This is a genomic window from Marinomonas sp. PE14-40 (genome assembly GCF_051623805.1).
In the GTDB taxonomy this organism is placed as follows: Bacteria; Pseudomonadota; Gammaproteobacteria; order Pseudomonadales; family Marinomonadaceae; genus Marinomonas.
This window is the reverse complement of record NZ_CP130700.1, coordinates 4,945,609-4,964,835: the sequence shown is the minus strand read 5'-3', so window position 1 is coordinate 4,964,835 and position 19,227 is coordinate 4,945,609. Positions and strand designations below refer to the sequence as shown.

Genomic DNA, 19,227 nt, shown 5'->3' with positions numbered 1-19,227 from the left:
AAAACATCCCTGTTTAATTTAGAACTTTTGCAACAACCTGTAGAAGTTTTTTGGGATCAAAAGGTTTAACCATCCAGCCCGTTGCACCTACCGCCTTACCTTGCGCTTTCATTGCATCGCCAGCTTCGGTTGTTAGCATAATCAGTGGAGTGCGTTTATAGGCGTCCAGAGCACGCAATGATTTAATCAAAGTTAAACCATCCATTCTTGGCATATTTTGATCAGTCAGAACAAAATCAAAGCGTTTCGTTTTACAAAGATCTAATGCTTCTTTTCCATCTTTCGCAGAAGTCACCGTATAACTTGCAGATTTTAATGTCGCTTCAATCATTTGCCTGACTGAGGCCGAATCATCAACAATTAATAAATTATTGCTCATATATATCTCACTCCATCGAAATAAAAAACACATATAATCTACAATGAAATTATATAAATAAGGTTAGATTCACATTTTAATTTTCGCCATTAATCATTGATGTTTTTATTAAATTTTCTCAAAATCGATTACACAAATCGAAATATCATCATTTACAGGCATATTTCCTCTAAATGAATTACTTTCTTCCATCACACCATCAACTAATAACTCTACAGCGGTATTATTGATCACATCGAAAACTCTTTGTTCACCAAACTCTTCACCCACCTTATTGCACTGTTCAGTCAAACCATCGCTATACATGAATAAAAAGCCTTTTTTAGGTAATGGCATAGTTAAAAAATTAGTATCAAACTCTTTATCGCCTAAAATACCAAGTGCCATATTTTCCGATTCAGCTTCTTTCTCCTTCATATTATTTTCTGCATAGATAAGTGCCGTTGGCATTCCCCCATTCCATACTTTTAATTGTCGGCTATAGAGATCAACCTCAACTAATACCGCAGAAATAAACCTATCAGGTGGGATATAATCACCTAACTTCGAATTTAACTCTTCAAGTACCATTTCAGCAGAATGTCCTTTACTTATCATGGACTTAAAGATGGAAGCCAAGGGAAAAACACTGATTGCTGCCGCTAGGCCATGACCAGTAGCATCCGCTAATAAAATATAATGGGAGCCAGAAGGTGACTGAGAGTGCAGCTGGATATCACCACTAAAGTTATCAGCTGAAAGGGTATATGAATGTAAGAAGTTAGGCTTATTTTCTTCGCCTATCATATGGTTATATACATAATATGCGATACTTTCTTCTACTTTATGTTGGTGCATAAGCTCACCTAAGAGCTTGGATTCTTCTTTTGATTTTTTCTTTTGAACATCATCATCAAGTATTTTTTTAATCTTGTACCAAAAAAGCTTAAGATTTAAAGGTTTTATAAAGTAATCAGATACTCCTACTTTAAAATATTTATCAATATTTTTCTCTTCATCCTTGTCGGTAATAATAATAATGGGATATTTAGATGAAAATTCCATTACAAAAGAAAATAACGACTCATCACTTAACATGTCATCGTTGATGATGATCATAGAATATTCTTTTGTTTTTTCTTTTAGTTTTGCTTCAAAGAATGTATTAAAGACGTTTAATTCAAAGTTATTACTCGAAAAAACATCATTCATAATAGAATCGACAGCATAATCATTACTAACAAGTAATAATTTAACGATTAAGTCATTCATACTAAAATCTCACTCAAAAGCGTATAGTTTTTGAAAGTTAGCCATTTTTAATATTTCGGCTGTTTTCCCAGATACGTTTTTTACAGTTACTTTTTTATTGCATGCCTGAGCTTTTCTATATAGCAAAACCATCATTCCTAAAGCCGAACTATCAAGGTAACTAACTCGGCTAAAATCGAGAACAATTTCAGATACACTGGCATTTATAATCGAATCATCATATTTTTTCGTAAACTCCTTATGAAAACTAAAGTCGAACTTATCGGGTAATGAGATTACATTTGTATCACTCATAAAATTATCACCTTTTGATTTAGAATAGATCAATTTCCCCACTTTCAATGTCAGTAGAAGAAACAGGATTTCTTGCAGTATCTTGCCTTTGTTTGATTTTTTCAGCATAAGAATGGACATCATTTTTTACAGATTCAAAGTCATTGAAGTTTAACGAACTAAGTTCTTGGGAAAGGAAAGCCAATGTTTCATTAGTAAACGTAATATTTTGGCTATTAATATCATCAAACTGCAACGCTCTGATCGCGTTATGGATTGAGTCTTCTAGCTGGCTCGAAATACCATCTAGGCGCTCTGTCACCTCTTCATCCGACTCAGCTTTTTCGATGATTTTTTTCAGCGCATCTTGCATATAGCGCTTTGAGTCCATGATATAGGTAACATCTTGAGAGGCTAATATCTTGACCCCTTCTGACAGATCTTCAATACGATTACAGATGCTGCTGATTTTTGACTGTATCGACTCACTAAATCCAGATGAGCGATTAGATAAGGCTCTTACTTCATCGGCAACGACAGCAAAACCTCTTCCTGCTTCCCCGGCTCTGGCTGCCTCAATAGCAGCGTTTAATGCCAACAAATTAGTTTGAGAAGAAATCTGATCGATGTCTTTCAAGGCGGATACAACTAATGGAAGCTCCTCGGCAATTGTATTTACTTTTTGCAGAAGCTCCATGGAAGATGCTGACATTTCAACAGTCGTATTAATGAATTTAGAAAGGGTCTTACCTGTATTATCTGCAAAGAGCTTCATTGCAGCACTGTATTGTTCATCCTGATTATCTTCGCTTTTTCCAACCTTAATCAGAGTTTGAATACACTCATTTTCTTCATCCATCAAACGATTAAAATCTGCAAAGGATTCAGTTAGAAGTTCAACAGCTCCTCTTTGAGTTTCAAAAATACCATCTAGATTAGTTTGACACTCTTGCAATACGGGTTGAATTTCTTTTGCCAAGCCAAGCATGCCTGTTTCACTTATTTGCTCATTATTCACATCAGCAACTGTTTTTTCGTCAGGCTCGAGGTCATTTTCATCTGATTCATCAGAAGACACATTTTGGGTGAGAAAGAATTTCATTGAAATAACGGAAATCAAAGTACTGGCAACAACCGCTACATAGGTATAGCCAGTTGAAACCAAAGCAATGCCAGAAAGAAGTGCAATAACGACACCAAAAAGCATCTTCGCCCTATCCATGGAACCTCCTTAAAATTTTAAAACTCAATCCTTAAAATTAAACAAACGATTGATTTAATTGAGTTTTAAAACCAGTCCATAACAAATTAAACAGCCCAATTTTTCTTGAAAATTTACATTACATACAATGAGGCAGTATAGATTGCATTTAAGATATATCCATTATCTCATCCTTAATTTTATTGAATAGATTAACCTCTGTTAGCACACCTCGAAGGGTATTAGATAAACCTTTCACCTAATGAAAGTTCAAAAACAGTCTTAAATTAAGCGTAGCAGCAAAGGCAAAAAGTAAAAGTGGGGAGGCTTAAAAAGTGTTAATTTTTGTCATAAATGACAACGGATTAACATAATAAATATTTGATGACACTTTAAAGGTTGTATTTATCTCGAATGAACAAAATATTTACCAATAAAGAGAGAGCAGACTTTTTGAGATAATAATAAAGGCAGAAAAAATAGACAGGGAAATAATATTTTTTTTACTCGGTGAAATAATAGCAAAAAGCTTATACCTTGATAATAGAAAACCTATCAACACCCCTGGTAGCATTTTTATACTGAGCACAAAAGCTTGCTGACTCAGCTCTCCGGCTAGAGCTAACAACACAATTGAAATAGGTGTTCCTATCAAGAAAAAGCTTATCAGTGCTTTACGGGTATTGCTGGGTGATTCGTTTTGATAAATAAGCGCCATTATCGGCCCACCAATTGAGGTGATGGTCCCCGAAAAGCCAGAGAAGAATCCGGCAAAAAATAAGTTCCTAGCATTTAAAGGAATAGAAACCTTCACAAAAGACAATAAAGACGCCAATAAAAGACTTGCACCAATGGCTAAACCAAGTAGCCATTGAGGTATATAAGTGAGAATAATCACCCCACACCATGAACCAGGAAAACGCGCAGCAATGGCGGGTAAAACCAGTTTAAGGGAAAGGCTTTGTTTTTCACTTAAAAACAATAAGAGGGAGAGTGTAAAGCCCAGAATCAGAATAGGTCCCGGCATGTAGCTTTCATTAATAATAAACAGCAAAGGCGCACTCAAAAGCGCAAAACCTATGCCGACTCTAGCCTGTACCAATATCCCCAACACCACAATGGCAAGGGATAAAAGGTCAATTAAACTATAGGCGTAAACAGAAAAAGGGAGCATCTAACTCCCTTTTTCATCTTGTTCAGGCAGGTTATGTTTAGCTTGCACCAGCACCCTGTCTTGATTGCTCAGAGTTTTCTACCAAAACAGCTGCGCCGATTTGATTAATCTCTTGCCAAAGTTTCTCATCGATTTCGATACCATAATCAATGGTCTTCTCTTTTTCTTTTGCGATTTCTTTAGCACTCATGTGAAATCGAGTTTGATGATCATTAGAGTTTTGCAAAGAAGAGGTTAAATCTACTCGAGAACTGCAGATAATGGTTAATGCTTGTTTGTCCTGTTCGTTGCTCTCAAGATTAGTCACAGCTTGGCTAAAAGAAGGATAACGTGCACCAGCATTAATAGCAGCCGTATATTCAGTTACCACATCAGATCCATTGCGCCAATAAGCAACCACACTGATACCTCGACGACCACAGTCAGTTAAGGCTTTCAGTATAAACTTACGGTTATGGCAATTATGTACACTAATTGTCGCAATACCACACTCAAGCGCTTTTGCATGGGCTAAATCAACCGCAGAAGCAATACAGTTCAGAGCGCTACGACCATGGCTATCAATAGTGGCTGACGTGCTGTCCTCATAAATAACCGTACTCATGTCCTTATATCTATCTTCTTTAATATAAGGCAAAGTTCTTTGTAATTCTTGCAGCCCGTTTAGTCCATGCTTTTCAAGCCATAAGATCATGTTGGCAGCATCTTCATAGTTACCAACAAAATAGTTAGCCGCTTCAAAACAGCGGCGTAAAGCCGCTTTTAACTCATTCATAGAAACATGCATTAGACATTCTCCTCTGCTTTCGGCGCCAACGGCATAAACCAATCATCATTAAAACTTGTACCAATATCTTCCAATAAAGGCGCCCCTTGAAACATGGTATTTCGCACCCAAAGTTTGGATCTAGGGTCAAATTTACTCACCCCAAAGAAGGCAAGTTTGGCTCTTAGCAGATGCATAGGAAGTACATTTTTATCAAGCAAGTTGGCTTGAATATCACCGTAAACACAGCGATTCATACTTTGAATACGTCTAACAATACCTCTCAGTTTTGGCTTAGTTACCATGAAACGAGCAGTAGAATGTTCCGGAAATTCATTAATGTATTCACATAATTGGTCATAACATTTACGTACGGCATAACCCACACCTAATGCCATTTGCTTATCTTTACCTTTTTCAGAGGCAGCTTGACCTAACCGTGGTTCCATCTTTTCTTCTGATCTGTACCAGAAGATATCTCTTGAACCGCTTTCGCTAAAGTCTATTTTCAAAGCCCAAGCATAACGAGTTTCGATTACCTGTTTTAAAGTTTGCACAGGCATAACTGGGTCTAAATCTAGAAACTCCTCCGAACCATGGTAACCTTCAAGGTCATCTACTAGTTCAGGGTGTAACTCTAACAATAAAGAAACTAGCAGTTCTTGTCCTTGTAAAGAGCAAGACTCTTCACTCCAGATAATCAAGCTATTCCAGCTATCTAAACCCGCATCAAGGCGCGATTTTAATAGCTCAAGATCAGCCATGACTGCCACATTGTTTTTACTTTGCCATTCGTCTTCCGTTTCAGTTTCTGCCATATGGCTTTGAACACGGCTAATCAAACGCTCTAGCTTATCTTTTGCATTATCATCATAAAGCCCAAGCAGCCTCACTCTTGCTAAAGCAAGCTCGCGCATTTCAACCCACTGATTAATCAAAAGAGGATGATTCATGAGGTAAGGAGCCATACCCAGACCCGTTGAGTTACCAATACCAAAGTAACGCTTAATTTCTGGTTTCATTGGGTTATAGGTAGATGGCGTACGTTTTTCAGCAATATGTTCAGCTTGGAACAAACTAAAGTTTCTCAACATAAAACAAACGAACATTTCTGCAGAGAAAGGTCGTGCAAAATCAGGCCAGCGAGTCGACACTTTTTCCCAATCAGCCATACCTAATTTACCACTACCATATACAGCCGTTGTTCGGTATAGATAACCCACTTTCGCTATCTTATTAATGTCTGGCTGTCCACCATTTGCTAGTTGATCAACAACATATTCAAAGTTACGCGCACTTCGATTAGCACGTGATAATACGAATACACGTGAATCAACTCGACCGGCTTCTTGTTTAGGGACATTTTGACGTAAGGCTTCAACGTAAACCTCATCAACTTTACCGGCAACCAGTGCCATTGTGAGATCCCACTTTGAGGCAATTACTCTATCATTTCGCTCATCTGGAGAAAGATAGTCAGAAAAGATAACAAAACTAAACAAATCATGAGGTGTTTGAATTTCATAAATAGCCGTACCATAACCTTCATTATTTAAGGCCATAGTCGTCATATTTATCTGCCAACGCTCACGCATCACATGGCGTACCAAGATGCGCATAAAGCTTAAGCGGCTTTGATGCATAGCACCTAATCGTTCCAAATCCATTACCTGGTCGATAGGCCGAAGTGGCAACGCATTATTCCCTCTTAACGAGGAGTCAATCGCGGCGGGCGTGGTCATGGCAAACACTCTCTTATTTTAGTAATTGAAAATTGTCTTCCTAGTGAATAGATATTCATGTTTCACTTGATGGTCTCATCATTGATCATGCGCCCTCTACCATCAAATCAAAAAGCTATATCATTAGATAAGCTTTTCTAATCAAAACACCTCAAACCATTACTTTTACTAGCTTTTAGCCTTTTTCAAAAAAATGAGCTCTTTTCAATTCTTTGACCAGTATCAAACAAACCCAGCCAATTAGCGCTTTGCCTTGCTCAAAATAAAGTCAACAAGGGCACTCGCAGCCGGCGATAAAGACTTGTTATTGAGCTGAACTAAACCAATTTTACGCACTACAAAAGGTGTATCTAGCGGAATAAAGCACAAGGTAGAACTCTCTTTAGGAAAAGCATATCGAGGTAATGTTGTAATCCCTACTCCTGCTTCAAGCATAGCAATTAATGAGATCATATTAGAAATATAGAACTGTGAGCGACCAAGTAAAGGGCTCGCCTCACTATCCTCTAATAGGCGCGAAGTACCATTACTAATAAACCTGTGCTCTAACAGTGTTTTCCAATGAATCCCTTTAAGCTCAGCTAAAGGATGGTCCTTAGGGCAAACAACCCCTATCTGATCTTCCCAAATCGCTTCGAAGGTTTTATCTGGATGCTCTTCTTCGTGAAATAAGCTGGCTATACCAAAATCTACCTGCTGATTTTCAACCATTTTAAGGACAGCATCAGAGTTATCATCAAAAAAGCTAACATTCAATTCTGTCGCATCTGCAACAAATTCAAGTAACAACTCGGGGAGCACCTGGCTCGCAATAGAAGGCACCGAAGCTAATCGAATATGCCCTGCTTTATGATCAGCCATTAGCATCATGTCTTGTGCAATACGATCATGATGAGCAATGAGCTCTTTTGCCTTAGGTAAAAATAATTCTCCAAAAGGTGTCAACTCAGCTTTAGCCGATTTTGTTTTACGCTTTTCAAAGACAGACTCACCTAACTTACTTTCCAAATCTTTTATCGATAAAGAAATCGCAGGCTGAGTTCTATGGGCACGCTCAGCAGCGACATGAAAGCCTTTAAGCTCAGCAACCCAAACAAAATGGCGCAACTGGGTAATTTTAAGTTCTGGCATCATAATAAAAAAACCTTATCACTTAATATTAATTATTAATTTTTATTATTAAACCATGGGTACTAGTATGATGCCAATACCACATAGGAGTAGATCATGTCCGATTCAGTTTTTCGTAATTACATCGCCGGCGAATGGGTTGATGGAAACAAAGATAATATAGATAACATTAGTCCAGCTGACACCAAAGATAACATTGGTACTTATGCTCAAGCAGATAAAGCGCAAACACTTGCAGCGATTGAAGCGGCTAAGCAAGGTCAAGCTGAATGGGAAAAAAGCGGTTTAGAGCAAAGATACTCTGTCTTGATGGCTATTGGTGATGAGCTAATTGCACGTAAAGACGAGCTAGGTGAATTGCTTGCCCGTGAAGAAGGTAAAACACTGGCAGAAGGCGCTGGCGAAACTTACCGTTCAGGTCAATTCTTCCACTACTATGCTGCTGAAGTACTTCGTCAAATGGGCGAAACAGCTGATTCAGTTCGTCCTGGTGTTGAAATCGAAACTCGCCGCGAGCCAGTTGGTGTTGTGGGTATCATCACACCTTGGAACTTCCCGACTGCAACAGGCGCTTGGAAAATTGCACCAGCACTTGCATACGGTAACTCAGTTGTTTGGAAACCCGCTAACCAAGTACCAGCAAGCGCTTGGGCGTTGACAGAAATTATTTCTCGTCAAGGTCTACCAGCAGGCACTGTAAACCTAGTAATGGGTCCTGGTGCTGAAGTAGGCGATACGCTTATCCACTCTAAAGACATCAACGCACTAACTTTCACAGGTTCACTTGAAACAGGACGTAAAGTTGCAGTAGCAACAGCGGTTAACCTGATCAAATGCCAACTAGAAATGGGCAGTAAAAATGCACTGATCGTTCTAGACGATGCTGACATTGATAATGCTGTTGAATGTGCTGTTGGTGGTGCTTACGGTGGTACAGGTCAAAAATGTACAGCCTCTTCACGTCTAATCGTAACTGAAGGCATCCACGACGAGTTTGTTGCCAAAATGATTGAGCGCATGAAGAAACTGGTTGTTGGCCACCCTCTTAAAGAAGGTGTTCACATTGGTGCGGTTGCGGATGCACGTCAAATGGAACAAAACCTATCTTACCTTGAACTTGCTAAGAAAGAAGGCGGCAAATTGGCATACGGTGGTGAAGTATTAACTGAAGAAGCAGATGGTTACTACATGCAACCAGCGCTTTTCACTAACACTACAAACCAAATGACAATCAACCGTGAAGAAGCTTTCGCACCGATCGCTTGCATCATCAAGGTTGCTGACTATGCAGAAGCACTAGACACACTGAATGATACAAACTTTGGTCTAACGGGTGGTATTTGCACAACGTCTCTTAAATACGCTAACGACTTCAAACGCAATGCTAAAACAGGTTGCGCAATGATCAACTTGCCAACAGCAGGTACGGATTACCATGTGCCATTTGGCGGACGTAAAGATTCAAGCTTTGGTCCACGTGAGCAAGGAACTTACGCAAAAGAGTTCTACACCGTGGTTAAAACCACTTATATGCGCGCATAACAAAGGGCTGAATCATGCATCAGGATCTTATCGTCATAGATGGTTTGCAATACTCAAATTGGGACAGAAACATCTTCTTACAGCTTAAAGAAGGTGGTGTCACCATGGTACATGCGACCATTGTTTACCATGAACAAATTCGCGAAACCTTATTGCGTATTGGTGAATGGAATACTCATTTTGAGCGTAACGCTGACCTAATTATGCCGGTTCGCTGTGCTGATGATATTCGGATCGCCAAGCAAACAGGCCGTGTTGGCATTATGTTTGGCGCTCAGAATTGCTCACCGATTGAAGATGACATTGCCATGATCGAGATAATGCGCGAGCTAAATCTCATGATCATGCAACTCACTTATAACAACCAAAGTCTTCTGGCTTGCGGTTGTTATGAGGCTGTTGATAGCGGTGTTACCCGTTTTGGTAAACAAGCAATCAAGGAAATGAATCGTGTTGGCATGATAGTCGACATGAGTCATAGCGGCGAACGCAGCACCCTTGATGCGATAGAAATATCAGAGCGACCTATTGTAATTTCTCATGCTAATCCGTTGAGTTTCCATGAAGCAAAACGCAACAAGTCAGACCTAGTTCTTAAAAACCTTGCTGAGTCAGGTGGTTTACTAGGTTTCAGTTTATATCCATTCCACCTTAAGAATGGATCAAACTGCCGCCTTGATGAGTTCTGCGACATGATAGCTAACACAGCAGATTTAATGGGCATAGACAATATTGGTATAGGTACAGATTTATGCCAGCAGCAGCCACTTTCTATTCTTGAATGGATGCGAAATGGTCGTTGGTCAAAAACAAAGGATTACGGAGAAGGGTCTAAATCCAATGCGGATTGGCCTGAACCACTCACTTGGTTTAGGGATAGCCGAGATTTCCCAAATCTCACCAAAGGCCTAATTGATAGAGGCTTTAATCAAACTGAGGTAGCAAAAATAATGGGTCAAAACTGGTTACGATTCTTCGACGAAGGATTAACACCACAAGACTCATAAAGGTAACCAAAGTTAACGGGCATACAGGCATGCTCGTTAACGCCGGATAATTCCAATAAATATAAAAAATAAATATCCTTCAGGAGACTACCATGAGTAGAGTTTCTCAAGACGGCGTACAGCCAAATCAAACTAGCAACGGCACTGGTTTATTAGCAGGGGTAGATTTACCCGTGTTTTTTATCAGCGGTGGTGGTTTAGCACTTTTCGTAATTGCAGCACTATATGACATAACTATGGTATCGGCGTGGGTAAATTCAGCTTTCGCTGTTTCCACCAAACTGTTTGGTGCTTACTGGCAAGTACTGTTGTTATTGACCTTCATTATCGGCTTGTTCCTAGCCATTGGTCGTTCTGGTGCAGTCGTACTTGGCGGCATCAAAACCCCTGAGATTTCCACCTTTAAGTGGATTTCAATCATCATGTGTACCCTACTTGCTGGTGGCGGTGTATTTTGGGCAGCAGCAGAGCCTATGGCTCACTTCACTTCTGCACCACCATTATTTGGTGAAGCTGAAGGTGCGCAAGCGGCTTACAACGCATTAGCACAAAGCTTTATGCACTGGGGTTTCCTAGCATGGGCAATCTTGGGTAGCTTAACCGGTATCGTTTTCATGTACCTACACTATGAAAAAGGTCTACCACTTAAGCCAAGAACTTTGCTTTACCCTGTGTTTGGTGACAAGGTAATGAAAGGCCCATTCGGCGCAATCGTTGATGCAAGTTGTGTACTTGCTGTTGTAGCCGGTACAGTTGGTCCAATCGGCTTCCTAGGCCTACAGGTTAGCTTTGGTTTAGAAAAACTTTTTGGTATTCCTGATACCTACACCACTCAGCTTGTTATCCTACTTTCCTTGATCGGCATCTATACGCTTTCAGCGGTAAGTGGTGTGACGAAAGGCATTCAGATTCTAAGTCGTGCCAACGTTATTCTTGCTGTAGTTCTAATTGCTTTCATTCTATTGTTTGGCCCAACGGCTTTCATCATTGATAGCTACCTTCACTCTTTTGGTATCTACCTTGATAAGTTCATTCCAATGGCAACTTTCCGTGCTAGCCCAGGTTGGTTAGACTGGTGGACAGTATTCTTCTGGGGCTGGTTCCTAGGTTACGGTCCTCTTATGGCCATGTTTGTTGCACGTATTTCACGTGGTCGTACTATCCGTCAAATGGTGCTATTGATCTCAGTTGTTGCGCCAATCATCACAACATTCTGGTTCACAATCGTTGGTGGTAGTGGTTTAGCGTTTGAAATTGCAAACCCAGGCGTTATCTCTGAACCTTTCACAGGTTTCAACCTACCAGCAGCATTATTGGCTATCACAGAACAATTGCCTATGGGCTTCTTGATCTCTGTATTGTTCCTGATTTTGACTACTATCTTTGTAGCAACAACAGGTGACTCTATGACCTATGCCGTATCTATGGTTATGACAGGTACAGACCAACCACAGAGCTCTATCCGTGTATTCTGGGGCATAATGATGGGTGTTGTCGCAGCACTGCTTATATCAATTGGTTCTGGTGGTATTTCTGCCTTGCAATCTTTCATCGTGATTACAGCCGTACCGGTTTCTTTGGTACTACTACCCTCACTTTGGACTGCACCACAAATTGCGAAGAAGATGGCAAAAGAGCAAGGTTTATAACCTAGCGTCTAGCCATTAACTCTTAGCTTTATCTTCTGGATAAAGCAGTAACAAGAGTAGCAATAAATAGAAGGGAGCCTCGGCTCCCTTTCTAGGTGCAAACTCTGCATTCTTCAGAGTTAACTATTTATAGAAAACACATAGGACACACCAAGACCATGGCTCAGCCAATCAAAACCCCCGTTAAAACAGACCTTTTCGCATCCAAAGCACCACTTGAATGGGCAGTCATTGCTAACGGGCAACTATCGACAGCTCAAATTCCAATTGACCAAGAAGGTAAAGTTGTTGAAGGCGGCATAGAAGCCCAAGCACGTCAAACAATGGATAACTTGAAGCACACGATAGAAGCAGCTGAATTGACGATGGACCATGTCACTCAAGTACTTATCTATGTCACAGACAGATCTCAACTACCTGTATTTAACAAAGTTTATGCAGAGTACTTTGCAGCACCTTACCCTAACCGTGCTGCTATGATTGTTGCAGGTTTAGCGAGAGAAGAGATGTTATGTGAAGTGGTTGCTTATGCTGTCGTTCCAGCATAGAGCCAAACTTTCAGAATTAAGTTCTCAGAATTAAATAGCCGAATACAGTGTTGATCGTGTCGTTAATCCACTATCAACACTCTTAAACGCGTTCTTTTAATGGGCAAGTTCTCCCCCCGCTTTTCTAGCTCGTTACTTTATGTGACTTAGAACTAGGTTGAACTTGCTTTTTTTTTGCCTCAAATGCCAATATAGTTCTCATCGCATTTTTCTCTATTAATGCACATTAACTAAAAATGTTATCTGATCACTTCATCTAAAGTGATACACATAAGCATTTCAAAACGACGACAAAGCAAACTTCCCCGACAAAAACCTTGTCTTCAATAAAAGACATTGGCATGCTGCACTATTTTATACTCGAACCTTTTTACATCATTTTATTTCGTCATTCATAGGGACTAAACTTGCAGGCAGCTCACTCAAACTCTCAGTTTAAATCTCACTCCTTACTTATTATTAGTCTGATACTAACTGCTTGTAGTGCTGTAACCCATGGTTTCAGCATGTTTTTGTATTCTGCCCTTTTACCCGAAGTAAGAGACTTATTTCAACTTAGCTATAGCACGGCGTCTTTCATCTCAGCCCTACTTTTTATTGCCTATATGCTGACGTCATTAATCAGTGGCGTACTCCTAACGAAACTAGGTGGCTATAAACTATTTTTATTCACCATAGGCATTAGCCCTGTCTTACTGGCATTAGCCGTACTGTCTCCTTGGGCATTAGGCTTTGCCATTTGCCTTGCCTTTGTATCTGGTTGTGCTGTTGCTAACTGGAACGCCATTGTTGCCCTATCAAGCGATATTATCCCGCTTAAGTTTCGAAATCGTATCCTTGGTTTAGCCTCTGCAGGTGCCGCCTTTGCTATCACCTTAAACGGCATTCTGATTGCCTTATTTTTACCAGACTTGAGCCTGCAAGCTTTTTGGTTTGTATGTGCAGCTATCACAGCCGCCATTGCCCTATTATCTTTTTTCTATCTCCCGAAACCAAAAGAAGATGCTCAAGAGCAAAGCTATCAAAAGCCAAGTATCAACCCTAAAACCATTCTTAAATCTCACCCTGTCGCTTTACAAGCCGTGCTTTTAAGCGCTTTTATTGGCTTTATTTCAGGGCCCTTTTTAACCTTTTTATCACCTTTTATTGTTGATGTACTCGAAGGTGATTCAAATCAGACTGGGTCGATTTGGACCATGATAGGCGTGGCAGGCATAGTCGGTGGAATTATCATAGGTGCACTTGCGGATAAGTTCGGCATCATTCAAGTCATTAAATTAACCCTATTAAGCTTTGCTGCCTGCATACTTCTATTATTGTGGGATGCCAAACTCTGGATACTCTGGGCTTGCGCCAGTATTTTTGCTTTCTTGTACTTCCCTGTCTGGGGGCTAATCGCCAGCCACATTAGCGACTTTGTGGACAGTAAACAGAGCGCCCTTATCGTCAGCTTAGGCATGGTTGGATATGGCTGCGGCAATGCTTTCGCCAGCAGCCTTTGTGGCATATTGCTCGATGTAAGTGCTCAATATAGCCAAGTCGATGGCTTCACACTCGTTTACTCTTGGGTACTCGCATCGGCCTGTCTTGCAGCACTTTGGTGCCAGAAAATGCAGAAGAGCAAAATTCAGCCCCTCAATTAACCTGCAGCGACTTCACTCAATTTTACTGAGCTCCTTGCTCCAATTCATTTAGTTCTAAGGCACTCTCCCAACTGCGGATAAAACGGCTTTGTTTGGCATGGTCTCGACCAACCAATAGTTGCTGGTCTAGCTCTATGATGCGAGTGGGATGTGATCGCTTTTTACTGAGGTTTATCGCTTGGCTTGCATCGCCGATGGGGAAGAGTAGGTTTTCCGACAACATCAAGCTTTGTACTTTTTCAGATAATAAAAAGTCGATGAACTTACCGGCATCCTCTGCATTTGGGGCAAGTTTAGGGATCAGAACAGAGCGCATCATGAGCAAGGTGTAATCTGTTGGCATTATCATGGTTAACCTAGGATCACCCAAAGCACGTTTATGCGCATAAGAACCTACTAGGTTATAACCAAGCAATAAGTCCCCTGCGGCAACATCATCTATCATAGCGCTAGTACAACAATATGTTTTCACTTGATGGCTACCAAAAGCCTCAATCATTCGCCCCCAAGTGGCATCCGCTTGGCGGGCATCTTGGCTCGCTAATAAATAACCAACGCCACTTTTACGAATATCATAAGTACCAATTTCCCCCTGAAAAGCTTGACTGTGATGACGCATAATTTGCAATAAATCCAACCTATTTTTTGGCAATTCACCACCAGGAAATAGATTCTGATTTACCAGCATAACAACTGGCTCTAAGGAGAAGGCAAATATTTGGTTTCGCCATTTCGCCATTTCAGGTAAGGCTTGAGTCATGCTAGATTGATAGGTTTTAGCATAAGCATCATTAACCAACTTTAATTGTAAATCCATGGCACTGCTGACAATCAAGCTGGCTTTAGGCCTGTCTTTTTCAGCCATCACTTTATGATAAAGTTCGAGAGAGTTCACATCGTAATAAGCCACCTTGGTAGCAGGGTATGTTTCTACGAAGGCTTTTAATATGGGCTCAAATGCATCTAAATCGACGGTAGAATAAATATTTAAAGTGCGCTGCTCTTGAAAGAAGTTACCACCTTGGTCCAGCGCTGAGTCATATTCGTAAACAACAGGATTTGCGATGAGACCCGCAGCATAACCAAAGATGAGTACGATTAAGCCTTTTTTAAAAATCATCATAGTTCACCTTCTCGTTCAATATACAAAGGGAAATCTACACTGATAGTCGCCCCTTTAGGATGAGTATCTGTGACTTTAATTTTTCCCTGATGCCTATCGCTAATTTCTTTCACCATAGCCAGTCCAACACCTGTGCCTGAAATTTCATAGTTTGCCCGATAGAAGCGTTCAAACACCCGCTTCTTCTCATCATCTGCTATTCCATCACCATAATCGATAACACTAAGCCTTACGGACTGAGCATCTTGTTTAATATGGATTTCAACCAGTTGCTCTTCTTGATCGTTAAGGCCATTGCCAGCGCTGTATCTCACTGCATTATCAAGAAGGTTATTTAGCATTTGTTGTAGAGAAAACGCCTCACCAAGTATCATGATTTTTGCAGCATCTGATTCAAAAGATAAATGAATCCCCTGCCTTAAAGCGGTGACGGCTTGCTGCATACAAGACTGTTTTATAAGCGCGACTAGATCTAATGGAATCAACCGCTGGGTTTGAAGCCGATGGGAAACAACCGCCTGATTAAGCAAAATAGTCACAGTTTCACTTAAGGTTTCACTTTGTTGCACTATCTGTTCCAGTGCTTCTTCTTGCCTCTCAGGAGTAGTCTGGTCTCTGGCATTTTCAGCGAGCGCTTTAAGGCTAGCTAATGGTGTACGTAATTGATGAGCAGATTCAGCTGTATAATTTTCCAGTTGCTCTAAGTTTTTATTAAGCCGTGCCATAAAATGATTAAGGGCTATTTTAAGCTGGTAAGTTTCTTTTGGCGTATCCAGTTTAATGGGCGTTAAATCACCAGGTTGCCTTTCTTCTAGTAATTCTTCAATGCGATGTAACGGATTTAACACCAGATGACTACCCAGCATAATAAGCACAATGGCAACAATTGCGATCAAAAGAATCACTTGTACCGCACGGGTAGTAATAGAGGACGCCATGGTTTCACGAGATAAACGGGTTTGCCCTAATAAAATTCTCACACTGCCTTGGATATTGGCTTCTGTGACATCCCTTTCTAACCAAACTAATCTAATCATTTCGCCCGAAAAGGTCTGATTATAAAACTGAGGTTTACCCAATTCAGATGGCGATGGCGGCGAGCTTTCGAGGTTTTGATTACCTGTGATATAGCCATCAACCGAGCTTTCAACGCGATAAAATATTCTATCTTCATTGGCTTGAGCTAAGGTAGAAAAGGCAGACCAAGGAATATCAATAGATAAACGACCATCTTCTGCCAATATGTTTTCATCCATTTGCAAAAGCGCACTCAGCAATAACCTATCGTAGGACAAGTCCGCTAACCTTTGGCTGTAGTTAAACACCAAATTAATCGCAATTAAGGCGATAAAACCTATCACCCCAGCACCAGACAAAATAAAGCGCTTTCTTAAGGAAGGCGCTTTTTCTAGTTCTAATGCTTCATTTTCAGCCAAACTAGCTGATTTCTGCCACATAACCCAGCCCTCTTAAGGTGCTTATGCTAAGTGAACTTTTTACCAGTTTTTTTCGCAATCGCCCAACATAAAGCTCAATTGCATTTGGCCCAGGTGTTTCATCGTAATTAAATAAGTGCTCTGTAATTTCGTCCTTGCTCAATACTCTGCCAAGGTGGCCGACAAACACTTCCAACAGGCAAAACTCACGATTGGTCACTGCCTGTATTTCGCCATTAACCGTTACTTGACGAGCGTCTCTGTCGATAGTCAGATTTCCATGCTCTGTAATATTGGCCGCATAACCATGGTGTCGTCTTAACAAAGCACGACATCGCGCTTCTAACTCACGAAAATTAAAGGGCTTAGTTAAATAATCATCCGCTCCAGCATCCAATAAAATCACCCTATCATCCATTTGATCTCGTGCTGTAAGAATCAAGACAGGGGTCTCATTCGCTCTTGCCCTTAACTGTTTTAGGATTTGTAAACCTGACATACCTGGTAAATTTAAATCCAAAATAATCAGATCCAAAGTTTGATACTTTAGAATTTCATTTGCTTGTTCGCCATTCGTTACCAGATCTGCCCCATGGCCCAAGCTTGTCAGGCGATCACAAATCGCTTGTCCCAAGACTTCTGTGTCCTCTACAACCAATACACGCATAAACATCTCTCTTGCTGATCTTATTTTTATAATTAGCTTTTTAATTTAGTCTCTAACGCTTTTTATTGAACCCTTGATATCAATAAATTATAGCCTTTCAAACGTAAAAAATTCGGAGCAGTTTTACTGCTCCGAATTCCATTTCCTAGACACGCTCGTCTGGTTAGAAAAATCTAACTCGATGTGGCTGTTTTAGACTTTGACATTTTTGCTCTCACAATTGGCCCTACAATAATAGGCAGAACCAAACCAAGAATAGCAACAGTCCAAAGACCAATACTCAAACCACTGTTTAAAAGTACACTCCAATCGCCATCAGATAATACTAAGGCATGACGTAAACTTTTTTCCATTTCAGGCCCAAGCAACATACCTAAAATAACAGGTACTAAAGGCACATCAACTTTACGTAATATGTAACCAATCACACCAAAGCCAACCATAAAGTAAAGATCTAAAGCACTGTGACTGACAGAGTAGATACCAACAGACGCAACCAGAGTTACGATCGGCATCAAGAACTTAGGCGGTATGCTAAGCAACTTAACAAAGATTCCTATCATAGGAATATTCAATAAAAGTAGCACTAGGTTACCAACAAACAAGGCAGCAATAACCCCCCAAACTAGGTCTGCATTTTGGGTAAACAGCATAGGGCCTGGCGTCACATTTAACGAGATTAGCATGGCAAGCAATACTGCGGTTGTACCACTACCTGGTACACCTAGTGTCAGCATAGGAACAAGTGCACCCGATGCCGCTCCGTTATTACCCGCTTCAGGCGCCGCGACACCACGAGTATCACCTTTACCAAACTCCCCTTTGTCGCCAATTATTTTCTTTTCTAAGGTATAACTAATAAAGCTACCTAGAGAAGCACCAGCACCAGGCAAAACACCTGACACAAAACCTAGCAAGGCACCACGAAGTGAGGTCGGTAAAACCTTGATAATATCGCCCATTGTCAGCTTAAGCTTATTAATAGCGACTTTCTTAAGGCCATCACCCGCATGTTTTTCAATGAAAAAGAGTAATTCACTGATGGCAAATAAGCCCACAATCGCGATGATGAAATCTACACCTTCAAACAACTCTAAAGTGTTATAAGTATATCGTTGTACGCCACTTGAAATGTCGATACCGACAGACGCTATCATCAAACCTAAAGCGGCTGCCATTAAGGTTTTAAACTGGTTTTTACCTGTAATACCACCCAAGGTCGCAAAAGCTAATGCAAATAACGCAAAGTACTCAGAAGGGCCAAACTTGAGTGCGAATTTCGCTAAGATAGGCGCAAGGATTACAAGTCCAATCGTCGCTATGAAGCTACCAATAAAAGAGGCAATTGCTGAGATAGCCAAGGCCTCGGCAGCCTTACCTTTTAGCGCCATAGGATAACCATCAATACAGGTCATCATGGCAGGTTCATCACCCGGAATATTAAGCAATATGGAGGAGATACGACCACCATACATGGCACCAGCATATACAGAAGTAAGCAGTATCAATGAAGACGTTGGCGATAGTCCTAAGCTAAAGGCGAGAGGTATTAGAATCGCAACACCATTAGCAGGGCCAAGACCAGGTAAAGCACCGATTAATGTACCTAAAATGGCACCAATAACCGCAAACATTATACTTTCTGGGGCTAAGGCGACAGCAAAACCCTGCATTAAAAAATCAAAGGTTTCCATA

17 protein-coding genes are annotated in these 19,227 nt (G+C 40.6%); 5 read left to right on the top strand and 12 right to left on the bottom strand.

Annotated features, from left to right (window positions below):
* Positions 1 to 13: 13 nt before the first annotated feature.
* From Q0A08_RS22975 to Q0A08_RS22940, 8 genes are all read right to left on the bottom strand, one after another.
* Positions 14 to 379, bottom strand: a complete 366-nt coding sequence (locus Q0A08_RS22975; RefSeq protein ID WP_046017067.1) for a response regulator — start codon at positions 377 to 379, stop codon at positions 14 to 16.
* 108 nt (positions 380 to 487) lie between these two features.
* Complete coding sequence (locus tag Q0A08_RS22970) at positions 488 to 1,630, bottom strand: SpoIIE family protein phosphatase (RefSeq protein WP_438463851.1); 1,143 nt, start codon at positions 1,628 to 1,630, stop codon at positions 488 to 490.
* Between the two features lie 9 nt (positions 1,631 to 1,639).
* The gene (locus tag Q0A08_RS22965) at positions 1,640 to 1,924 is read right to left on the bottom strand and encodes an STAS domain-containing protein (protein ID WP_046017065.1); all 285 of its coding nucleotides are present in this window, start codon (positions 1,922 to 1,924) and stop codon (positions 1,640 to 1,642) included.
* 19 nt (positions 1,925 to 1,943) lie between these two features.
* On the bottom strand, positions 1,944 to 3,125 hold the full coding sequence (locus Q0A08_RS22960; protein WP_438463850.1) for a methyl-accepting chemotaxis protein: 1,182 nt from the start codon (positions 3,123 to 3,125) through the stop codon (positions 1,944 to 1,946).
* A gap of 406 nt (positions 3,126 to 3,531) precedes the next feature.
* Positions 3,532 to 4,278 (bottom strand): TSUP family transporter, encoded by a 747-nt coding sequence (locus Q0A08_RS22955; protein ID WP_438463849.1) that lies wholly within the window; start codon positions 4,276 to 4,278, stop codon positions 3,532 to 3,534.
* Positions 4,279 to 4,315: 37 nt separating this feature from the next.
* Positions 4,316 to 5,065 carry a DUF3726 domain-containing protein gene (locus Q0A08_RS22950; RefSeq protein WP_438463848.1) on the bottom strand — a complete coding sequence of 250 codons (750 nt, stop codon included), beginning with the start codon at positions 5,063 to 5,065 and terminating at the stop codon, positions 4,316 to 4,318.
* Positions 5,065 to 6,786 carry a hypothetical protein gene (locus tag Q0A08_RS22945; protein ID WP_438463847.1) on the bottom strand — a complete coding sequence of 574 codons (1,722 nt, stop codon included), beginning with the start codon at positions 6,784 to 6,786 and terminating at the stop codon, positions 5,065 to 5,067. The genes Q0A08_RS22950 and Q0A08_RS22945 overlap by 1 nt, the downstream gene beginning before the upstream one ends.
* Before the next feature lie 240 nt (positions 6,787 to 7,026).
* Positions 7,027 to 7,920: a LysR family transcriptional regulator gene (locus tag Q0A08_RS22940; RefSeq protein WP_046017061.1), complete on the bottom strand. Its 894-nt coding sequence runs from the start codon at positions 7,918 to 7,920 to the stop codon at positions 7,027 to 7,029.
* A 93-nt stretch (positions 7,921 to 8,013) separates the two neighbouring features.
* Here Q0A08_RS22940 and Q0A08_RS22935 point away from each other — a divergent pair, with 93 nt between their 5' ends.
* The 5 genes from Q0A08_RS22935 to Q0A08_RS22915 all read left to right on the top strand — a co-directional run bounded on the left by Q0A08_RS22935 (position 8,014) and on the right by Q0A08_RS22915 (position 14,306).
* Positions 8,014 to 9,459, top strand: coding sequence for an aldehyde dehydrogenase family protein (locus tag Q0A08_RS22935; RefSeq protein WP_438463846.1), 1,446 nt, complete (start codon positions 8,014 to 8,016; stop codon positions 9,457 to 9,459).
* A 14-nt stretch (positions 9,460 to 9,473) separates the two neighbouring features.
* Positions 9,474 to 10,466: a dipeptidase gene (locus Q0A08_RS22930; protein ID WP_046017059.1), complete on the top strand. Its 993-nt coding sequence runs from the start codon at positions 9,474 to 9,476 to the stop codon at positions 10,464 to 10,466.
* A gap of 92 nt (positions 10,467 to 10,558) precedes the next feature.
* Positions 10,559 to 12,115, top strand: a complete 1,557-nt coding sequence (locus Q0A08_RS22925) for a BCCT family transporter (protein ID WP_438463845.1) — start codon at positions 10,559 to 10,561, stop codon at positions 12,113 to 12,115.
* A gap of 170 nt (positions 12,116 to 12,285) precedes the next feature.
* A complete protein-coding gene (locus Q0A08_RS22920; RefSeq protein ID WP_438467687.1) occupies positions 12,286 to 12,663 on the top strand; it encodes a RidA family protein in 378 nt (125 codons plus the stop codon).
* 407 nt (positions 12,664 to 13,070) lie between these two features.
* Positions 13,071 to 14,306: an MFS transporter gene (locus Q0A08_RS22915; protein ID WP_438463844.1), complete on the top strand. Its 1,236-nt coding sequence runs from the start codon at positions 13,071 to 13,073 to the stop codon at positions 14,304 to 14,306.
* A gap of 22 nt (positions 14,307 to 14,328) precedes the next feature.
* Here Q0A08_RS22915 and Q0A08_RS22910 read toward each other — a convergent pair whose 3' ends face one another.
* The 4 genes from Q0A08_RS22910 to Q0A08_RS22895 form a co-directional block, all read right to left on the bottom strand.
* Entirely contained in the window at positions 14,329 to 15,429 is a 1,101-nt protein-coding gene (locus tag Q0A08_RS22910; protein WP_438463842.1) for an ABC transporter substrate-binding protein, read from the bottom strand.
* Positions 15,426 to 16,886: a sensor histidine kinase N-terminal domain-containing protein gene (locus tag Q0A08_RS22905; RefSeq protein ID WP_438463841.1), complete on the bottom strand. Its 1,461-nt coding sequence runs from the start codon at positions 16,884 to 16,886 to the stop codon at positions 15,426 to 15,428. The genes Q0A08_RS22910 and Q0A08_RS22905 overlap by 4 nt, the downstream gene beginning before the upstream one ends.
* On the bottom strand, positions 16,867 to 17,532 hold the full coding sequence (locus tag Q0A08_RS22900; protein ID WP_438463840.1) for a response regulator transcription factor: 666 nt from the start codon (positions 17,530 to 17,532) through the stop codon (positions 16,867 to 16,869). Before Q0A08_RS22900 ends, Q0A08_RS22905 begins: the two co-directional genes overlap by 20 nt.
* 173 nt (positions 17,533 to 17,705) lie before the next feature.
* A complete protein-coding gene (locus tag Q0A08_RS22895; protein WP_438463838.1) occupies positions 17,706 to 19,226 on the bottom strand; it encodes a tripartite tricarboxylate transporter permease in 1,521 nt (506 codons plus the stop codon).
* Position 19,227: the final 1 nt, after the last annotated feature.

What these genes read in the sequence shown, in the direction of transcription:
- Q0A08_RS22975 (WP_046017067.1), bottom strand. Translation starts at nt 379, where the DNA reads ATGAGCAATAATTTATTAATTGTTGATGATTCGGCCTCAGTCAGGCAA.
- Q0A08_RS22970 (WP_438463851.1), bottom strand. Translation starts at nt 1,630, where the DNA reads ATGAATGACTTAATCGTTAAATTATTACTTGTTAGTAATGATTATGCT.
- Q0A08_RS22965 (WP_046017065.1), bottom strand. Translation starts at nt 1,924, where the DNA reads ATGAGTGATACAAATGTAATCTCATTACCCGATAAGTTCGACTTTAGT.
- Q0A08_RS22960 (WP_438463850.1), bottom strand. Translation starts at nt 3,125, where the DNA reads ATGGATAGGGCGAAGATGCTTTTTGGTGTCGTTATTGCACTTCTTTCT.
- Q0A08_RS22955 (WP_438463849.1), bottom strand. Translation starts at nt 4,278, where the DNA reads ATGCTCCCTTTTTCTGTTTACGCCTATAGTTTAATTGACCTTTTATCC.
- Q0A08_RS22950 (WP_438463848.1), bottom strand. Translation starts at nt 5,065, where the DNA reads ATGCATGTTTCTATGAATGAGTTAAAAGCGGCTTTACGCCGCTGTTTT.
- Q0A08_RS22945 (WP_438463847.1), bottom strand. Translation starts at nt 6,786, where the DNA reads ATGACCACGCCCGCCGCGATTGACTCCTCGTTAAGAGGGAATAATGCG.
- Q0A08_RS22940 (WP_046017061.1), bottom strand. Translation starts at nt 7,920, where the DNA reads ATGATGCCAGAACTTAAAATTACCCAGTTGCGCCATTTTGTTTGGGTT.
- Q0A08_RS22935 (WP_438463846.1), top strand. Translation starts at nt 8,014, where the DNA reads ATGTCCGATTCAGTTTTTCGTAATTACATCGCCGGCGAATGGGTTGAT.
- Q0A08_RS22930 (WP_046017059.1), top strand. Translation starts at nt 9,474, where the DNA reads ATGCATCAGGATCTTATCGTCATAGATGGTTTGCAATACTCAAATTGG.
- Q0A08_RS22925 (WP_438463845.1), top strand. Translation starts at nt 10,559, where the DNA reads ATGAGTAGAGTTTCTCAAGACGGCGTACAGCCAAATCAAACTAGCAAC.
- Q0A08_RS22910 (WP_438463842.1), bottom strand. Translation starts at nt 15,429, where the DNA reads ATGATGATTTTTAAAAAAGGCTTAATCGTACTCATCTTTGGTTATGCT.
- Q0A08_RS22905 (WP_438463841.1), bottom strand. Translation starts at nt 16,886, where the DNA reads ATGTGGCAGAAATCAGCTAGTTTGGCTGAAAATGAAGCATTAGAACTA.
- Q0A08_RS22900 (WP_438463840.1), bottom strand. Translation starts at nt 17,532, where the DNA reads ATGCGTGTATTGGTTGTAGAGGACACAGAAGTCTTGGGACAAGCGATT.
- Q0A08_RS22895 (WP_438463838.1), bottom strand. Translation starts at nt 19,226, where the DNA reads ATGGAAACCTTTGATTTTTTAATGCAGGGTTTTGCTGTCGCCTTAGCC.